The 6514-nt window shown below is 68.6% G+C and carries 10 protein-coding genes; 9 read left to right on the top strand and 1 reads right to left on the bottom strand.

Annotated features, from left to right (window positions below; translation table 11 throughout):
- A partial coding sequence (locus tag NQO67_RS33945) for an FtsK/SpoIIIE domain-containing protein (RefSeq protein WP_305126599.1) occupies positions 1 to 546 on the top strand: 546 nt, incomplete at its 5' end.
- A 95-nt stretch (positions 547 to 641) separates the two neighbouring features.
- Here the strand turns inward: NQO67_RS33945 and NQO67_RS33940 are convergent.
- Positions 642 to 1466, bottom strand: coding sequence for an RluA family pseudouridine synthase (locus tag NQO67_RS33940; RefSeq protein WP_255954221.1), 825 nt, complete (start codon positions 1464 to 1466; stop codon positions 642 to 644).
- Between the two features lie 576 nt (positions 1467 to 2042).
- Here NQO67_RS33940 and rpsJ point away from each other — a divergent pair.
- Genes rpsJ through rpsC form a run of 8 tightly spaced genes read left to right on the top strand, consistent with a single transcriptional unit; the run spans position 2043 to position 6511 of the window.
- Positions 2043 to 2351 (top strand): 30S ribosomal protein S10, encoded by a 309-nt coding sequence (gene rpsJ / locus NQO67_RS33935; protein WP_003948644.1) that lies wholly within the window; start codon positions 2043 to 2045, stop codon positions 2349 to 2351.
- Positions 2352 to 2370: 19 nt separating this feature from the next.
- The gene (rplC, locus tag NQO67_RS33930) at positions 2371 to 3018 is read left to right on the top strand and encodes a 50S ribosomal protein L3 (RefSeq protein ID WP_255954220.1); all 648 of its coding nucleotides are present in this window, start codon (positions 2371 to 2373) and stop codon (positions 3016 to 3018) included.
- Between the two features lie 8 nt (positions 3019 to 3026).
- Positions 3027 to 3683 (top strand): 50S ribosomal protein L4, encoded by a 657-nt coding sequence (gene rplD / locus NQO67_RS33925; RefSeq protein WP_255954219.1) that lies wholly within the window; start codon positions 3027 to 3029, stop codon positions 3681 to 3683.
- Complete coding sequence (rplW, locus tag NQO67_RS33920; RefSeq protein WP_255954218.1) at positions 3683 to 4099, top strand: 50S ribosomal protein L23; 417 nt, start codon at positions 3683 to 3685, stop codon at positions 4097 to 4099. The genes rplD and rplW overlap by 1 nt, the downstream gene beginning before the upstream one ends.
- A 35-nt stretch (positions 4100 to 4134) precedes the next feature.
- A complete protein-coding gene (rplB, locus tag NQO67_RS33915; RefSeq protein WP_255954217.1) occupies positions 4135 to 4971 on the top strand; it encodes a 50S ribosomal protein L2 in 837 nt (278 codons plus the stop codon).
- 12 nt (positions 4972 to 4983) lie between these two features.
- Positions 4984 to 5265 (top strand): 30S ribosomal protein S19, encoded by a 282-nt coding sequence (gene rpsS / locus NQO67_RS33910; RefSeq protein ID WP_003948639.1) that lies wholly within the window; start codon positions 4984 to 4986, stop codon positions 5263 to 5265.
- 53 nt (positions 5266 to 5318) lie between these two features.
- The gene (rplV, locus tag NQO67_RS33905; RefSeq protein ID WP_189931906.1) at positions 5319 to 5666 is read left to right on the top strand and encodes a 50S ribosomal protein L22; all 348 of its coding nucleotides are present in this window, start codon (positions 5319 to 5321) and stop codon (positions 5664 to 5666) included.
- Positions 5666 to 6511, top strand: coding sequence for a 30S ribosomal protein S3 (gene rpsC / locus NQO67_RS33900; RefSeq protein WP_255954216.1), 846 nt, complete (start codon positions 5666 to 5668; stop codon positions 6509 to 6511). Before rplV ends, rpsC begins: the two co-directional genes overlap by 1 nt.
- Positions 6512 to 6514 lie beyond the last annotated feature (3 nt).

The raw sequence follows: 6514 nt of genomic DNA, 5'->3' as shown, positions 1-6514 counted from the left end.
CACAGCGCGATCACTGCCGTCGGCCACCGCCACATCGACGACTTCAACCAGGCGGTGCGGGCGGCGCGCAGCAGCAAGCTGACCACGCCGGAAGGCAGCGGGAGCGGGCTCCAGCCCTACCCGTATCTGCTGGTCATCGTTGATGAGCTGGCGGATCTGATGATGGTTGCGCCGCGGGACGTCGAGGACTCCATCGTGCGCATCACGCAGCTCGCCCGTGCCACCGGCATCCATCTGGTGCTGGCCACGCAGCGGCCGTCGGTCGACGTCGTCACGGGTCTGATCAAGGCGAACGTGCCGTCCCGGCTCGCGTTCGCCACCTCCTCGCTCGCCGACAGCCGTGTCATCCTCGACCAGCCGGGTGCCGAGAAGCTGATCGGCAAGGGCGACGGGCTGTTCCTGCCGATGGGCGCCAACAAGCCCCTCCGCGTGCAGGGCGCCTTCGTCACGGAAGAGGAGATCGCGCAGGTCGTACGGCACTGTAGGGAGCAGCGGACGCCCGAATTCCTGGACAGCGTCCACTGGCCCAGGAGCGGCCCTTCGTGATGCCCGCGGTCACTCCGGGGCTCCGACATCCGTGCACGCTGCCGAGGACAGCCGGGCCTCCGGGTAGCCGGCGCGGGATCGGAACCACGCGGCACTCACCAGTCCCGCACCCCGTCCAACACCCCCTCAGGCACCGCCCCGGCACCGTCACCCAGCACTCCCCAGAAGTCGGCACCCGGTGGCGCCTCAAGAGCGATCCGCCTGCCGCTCGCCCATGCCGCGTCGAACGCGAGGCGCCAGGCGTGCAGGGCGCAGCGGTCGCCCCGGGACGCGGCGGCCTTGTCGAAGAGGGGGTCGCCCTCGATGGGGTGGCCGATCCAGGCCAGGTGGACGCGGATCTGGTGGCGGCGGCCGGTGACGGGGCGGAGGGCGAGGAGATCGTGGTGGTCGTCGCCCCAGGCGCGGGCGAAGTCCGTTCGCGACGGATAGCTCTTCTTGTCGCCGAAGCTGCCCGATGACGCCGAGTCGGACGCCGAGCCGAGCGACCACCGCCGGCCGTCCTCGGAGGCGACGATGTCCTCCCGGTTCCCGGCCACCCGCACCCGGTTCTTCCGCCCCACGCCGAGCGGCAGGTCGATCGTGCCGCTCGCCGGCAGGGCGCGCCGGCCGCCCTCGGGCAACTCCGATGTGCGGGTGATCGCAAGATAGGACTTCCCGACCGTCCGCTTGTTGAACTGTCGGGTCAGGTCACCGTGGTGCCGCAGCTCCTTGGCGAAGAGGATCGCGCCGGACGTCACCTTGTCGATGCGGTGGACGGGGAAGAGCTCCTCGCCGTCCTCCTGGGCCAGTCTGACCAGGTCGGTCTCGTGGCGCTCGCCCATGACGGAGATGCCGGCCGGCTTGTTCAGCACCAGGACCGCCTCGTCCTCGAAGAGGACCGCACTCTCCCGTATCCCGGCCCAACGTCCCACCGAGGTCATCGGCCACCCATCTACTCGTACACTCGTTCCCGGGCTCGGTCTGCTTCTGCCCGTGGGCCCCGGCGGCGCCGGCACAACGGTATTGCGGTGCCTGTGACGCCGCTCACCTGCCCGTTGTTTCACCGGCCCCGACACCTGGGTAGGGTCCACCGGTCGATTGGCCATGGCAAAGCCCTGTATGGCAGACTAACCGGGTTGCTCGGTTGAGTGCCGATGCTGCACGCCTCCCGTCGGGAGGACTGGAAGCGAGTCCCACAGTACTCGTCGCCCCAACTGCACCCATGGGCCTCCGGGCCTCTGACCTGCGGCGCTGAGGCGGACGTACGGGAATCTTCCGGGAAGTGTCAGCGGGGCGCCAGCCAGGCACCCGGTGGATGCGCCGCTCGGCGCTCGTCCCCGGCCCGTGATCGTCGGCAAGGGTCGATCGCACCCCTCGCAGGGAAATTCGTTGTCGGTACATCCCTGTGAACACGGCGCGACACGCCCGACCGCGTGGGTCGGAGGATGGGCAAGGCGAGCGGGGCGGATCACCGGGTTCCAGAGCGTTTATTCGAGAGACAGGACTACGAAGCAGCCATGGCGGGACAAAAGATCCGCATCCGGCTCAAGGCCTACGACCACGAGGTCATCGACTCCTCGGCGAAGAAGATCGTCGAGACGGTGACCCGCACTGGTGCGTCGGTCGCGGGCCCGGTGCCGCTGCCCACCGAGAAGAACGTGTACTGCGTCATCAAGTCGCCGCACAAGTACAAGGACTCTCGCGAGCACTTCGAGATGCGCACGCACAAGCGCCTCATCGACATCCTCGACCCGACCCCCAAGACCGTTGACTCGCTGATGCGCCTGGACCTTCCGGCCGGCGTTGACATCGAGATCAAGCTCTGAGAAGGCGGGTTTGATAGCGATGACGACCAAGAACATCAAGGGCATCCTGGGCGAGAAGCTCGGCATGACCCAGGTCTGGGACGAGAACAACCGTGTCGTCCCGGTGACCGTGGTCAAGGCCGGTCCCTGCGTCGTGACCCAGGTCCGCACGAACGACCGCGACGGCTACGAGTCGGTCCAGATCGCCTTCGGCGAGATCGACCCCCGCAAGGTGAACAAGCCCCTCAAGGGCCACTTCGCCCAGGCCGACGTGACCCCGCGGCGCCACCTCGTCGAGATCCGTACCGCTGACGCCAGCGAGTACACCCTCGGCCAGGAAGTCGCGGCCGACGCCTTCGAGGCGGGCGGCAAGGTCGACGTCACCGGCAAGAGCAAGGGCAAGGGCTTCGCCGGCGTCATGAAGCGCCACAACTTCCGTGGCCTCGGCGCCGGGCACGGCACCCAGCGCAAGCACCGCTCGCCCGGCTCCATCGGTGGCTGCGCCACCCCGGGCCGTGTCTTCAAGGGCCTGCGCATGGCCGGCCGGATGGGCAACGAGCGGGTCACCACCCAGAACCTGACCGTCCACGCCGTCGACGCGGAGAAGGGCCTGCTCCTCATCAAGGGCCCCGTCCCGGGCCCGAACGGCGGCCTCGTCCTGGTCCGCACCGCGGCCAAGGGGGCCTGAGGTAAGCGATGAGCACTCCAACCATTGACATTCTTTCGCCGGCGGGCGAGAAGGCCGGGACCGTCGAACTCCCCGCGGAGATCTTCGACGCCAAGATCAGCATCCCGCTGATCCACCAGGTCGTCGTCGCCCAGCTGGCCGCTGCCCGCCAGGGCACGCACAAGACCAAGACGCGTGGCGAGGTCCGCGGCGGTGGCAAGAAGCCGTACCGCCAGAAGGGCACCGGCCGCGCCCGCCAGGGCTCGACCCGCGCTCCGCAGTTCGCCGGCGGTGGCGTCGTGCACGGCCCGACGCCGCGCGACTACAGCCAGCGGACCCCGAAGAAGATGAAGGCCGCCGCGCTGCGTGGCGCCCTCACCGACCGGGCCCGCAACGACCGCATCCACGTGGTCTCCGGCGTGATCGACGGGGACGCCCCGTCCACGCGGGCCGCCAAGAGCCTGTTCGCCAAGATCAGCGAGCGCAAGCACGTGCTGCTGGTCATCGACAGGGCGGACGAGGCCGGCTGGCTGTCGGCGCGCAACCTCCCGCAGGTGCACGTCCTCGACCCGGGCCAGCTCAACACGTACGACGTGATGGTCTCGGACGACGTGGTCTTCACCCAGGCTGCGCTGGAAGCCTTCGTGGCCGCCCGCACCAAGACCGCCGAAGGGAGCGAGGCCTGATGGCTACGCGTCACCCGAGCATTGCCTCCAAGGCGGCCAAGGCCGCCAAGGCGGCCCGCGTCGCCAAGGCGAAGCGGCACGCCACCGAGGGCAAGAACACCGTCGAGACGCCGCTGAGCAAGTCGTACACGGACCCCCGTGACATCCTGCTCAAGCCCGTCGTCTCCGAGAAGAGCTACGCACTGCTCGACGACAACAAGTACACGTTCGTCGTCGACCCGCGTGCCAACAAGACCCAGATCAAGCAGGCCGTCCAGGCGGTCTTCTCGGTCAAGGTCACCGGGGTCAACACGATCAACCGGCAGGGCAAGCGCAAGCGCACCCGCTCCGGCTTCGGCAAGCGCGCCAACACCAAGCGCGCCATCGTGACCCTCGCCGAGGGCGACCGTATCGACATCTTCGGCCAGGCCTCCTAACGGAGCCCGGTCCGATATCGGACGAGGACTAAGAAATGGGTATCCGCAAGTACAAGCCGACGACTCCGGGCCGTCGTGGCTCATCCGTCGCCGACTTCGTCGAGGTCACGCGGTCCACGCCGGAGAAGTCGTTGGTCCGCCCGCTGCACAGCAAGGGCGGTCGTAACAGTTCCGGTCGGGTCACCGTGCGCCACCAGGGCGGCGGCCACAAGCGCGCCTACCGCGTGATCGACTTCCGTCGTCACGACAAGGACGGCGTGCCGGCCAAGGTCGCTCACATCGAGTACGACCCCAACCGCACCGCTCGCATCGCGCTGCTGCACTACGCGGACGGCGAGAAGCGCTACATCATCGCCCCGCGTGGTCTCACCCAGGGTGACCGGGTGGAAAACGGCCCCAGCGCCGACATCAAGCCCGGCAACAACCTGGCCCTGCGCAACATCCCGGTCGGTACCACGATCCACGCGATCGAGCTGAACCCGGGTGGCGGCGCCAAGTTCGCCCGCTCCGCAGGCGCCTCCGTGCAGCTGCTCGCGAAGGAGGGCCGGATGGCCCACCTGCGCATGCCGTCCGGGGAGATCCGCCTGGTCGACCAGCGCTGCCGCGCCACCATCGGTGAGGTCGGCAACGCCGAGCAGTCGAACATCAACTGGGGCAAGGCAGGCCGCAAGCGCTGGCTGGGCGTCCGCCCGTCCGTGCGCGGCGTGGCGATGAACCCGGTCGACCACCCGCACGGTGGTGGTGAGGGCAAGACCTCCGGTGGTCGCCACCCGGTCAGCCCGTGGGGTCAGAAGGAAGGACGTACTCGTGCTCCCAAGAAGGCGAGCAACAAGTACATCGTCCGCCGCCGCAAGACGAACAAGAAGCGCTAGGAGCGGGTGTAGATGCCGCGCAGTCTCAAGAAGGGGCCCTTCGTCGACGACCACCTGATCAAGAAGGTGGACGTCCAGAACGAAGCCGGCACCAAGAACGTCATCAAGACCTGGTCCCGTCGCTCGATGATCGTCCCGGCCATGCTCGGCCACACGATCGCGGTGCACAACGGCAAGACCCACATCCCGGTGTTCGTCACCGAGTCGATGGTCGGCCACAAGCTCGGCGAGTTCTCGCCGACTCGCACCTTCCGGGGTCACGTCAAGGACGACCGGAAGTCGAAGCGCCGCTGACAGCGGGGTGAGACGACATGACGACGAACGTGTCAGACACTGAAGGGACAACCATGGAAGCCAGGGCCCAGGCGCGGTACATCCGCGTCACGCCCATGAAGGCCCGCCGTGTGGTGGACCTCATCCGTGGCATGGACGCCGCGGAGGCTCAGGCGGTCCTGCGCTTCGCCCCGCAGGCCGCGAGTGAGCCGGTGGGCAAGGTGCTGAACAGCGCCATCGCCAATGCCGCGCACAATTACGACCACACCGACGTGACCAGCCTCGTCGTTTCCGAGGCTTATGTGGACGAGGGTCCGACCCTGAAGCGGTTCCGGCCGCGCGCCCAGGGCCGTGCCTACCGGATCCGCAAGCGGACCAGCCACATCACCGTGGTCGTCAGCAGCAAGGAAGGAACCCGGTAATGGGCCAGAAGGTAAACCCGCACGGGTTCCGCCTGGGTGTCACCACCGACTTCAAGTCGCGCTGGTACGCCGACAAGCTCTACAAGGACTACGTCAAGGAAGACGTCGCCATCCGTCGGATGATGACGAAGGGCATGGAGCGCGCCGGTATCTCCAAGGTGGAGATCGAGCGCACCCGTGACCGCGTGCGGGTGGACATCCACACCGCCCGTCCCGGCATCGTCATCGGCCGCCGTGGCGCCGAGGCCGACCGCATCCGCGGCGACCTGGAGAAGCTCACCGGCAAGCAGGTCCAGCTGAACATCCTCGAGGTCAAGAACCCCGAGACCGATGCCCAGCTGGTGTCGCAGGCCGTCGCCGAGCAGCTGTCCTCCCGCGTCTCCTTCCGCCGTGCCATGCGCAAGAGCATGCAGTCGGCGATGAAGGCGGGCGCCAAGGGCATCAAGATCCAGTGCGGTGGCCGCCTCGGCGGCGCCGAGATGTCCCGCTCGGAGTTCTACCGCGAGGGCCGCGTGCCCCTGCACACGCTGCGCGCCAACGTGGACTACGGCTTCTTCGAGGCCCGTACGTCCTTCGGCCGCATCGGCGTCAAGGTGTGGATCTACAAGGGCGACGTGAAGAACATCGCCGAGGTCCGCGCCGAGAACGCCGCCGCACGCGCCGGCAACCGCCCGGCCCGTGGTGGTGGCGGCGCCGACCGCCCGGCCCGCCGCGGTGAGCGCGGTGGCCGCGGCCGTCGCCCGCAGCAGCAGTCGAGCGCCCCCGCGCCGGCCGAGGCTGCCAAGGCCGAGGAAGGTGCCGCGGCTGCCGCGGCGCCGGCCGAGACCAGTGGAACGGAGGCCTGAGGG

The organism is Streptomyces odontomachi (assembly GCF_024435355.1).
GTDB lineage: Bacteria > Actinomycetota > Actinomycetes > Streptomycetales > Streptomycetaceae > Streptomyces > Streptomyces odontomachi.
This window is presented reverse-complemented; position numbering and strand designations above follow the sequence as displayed.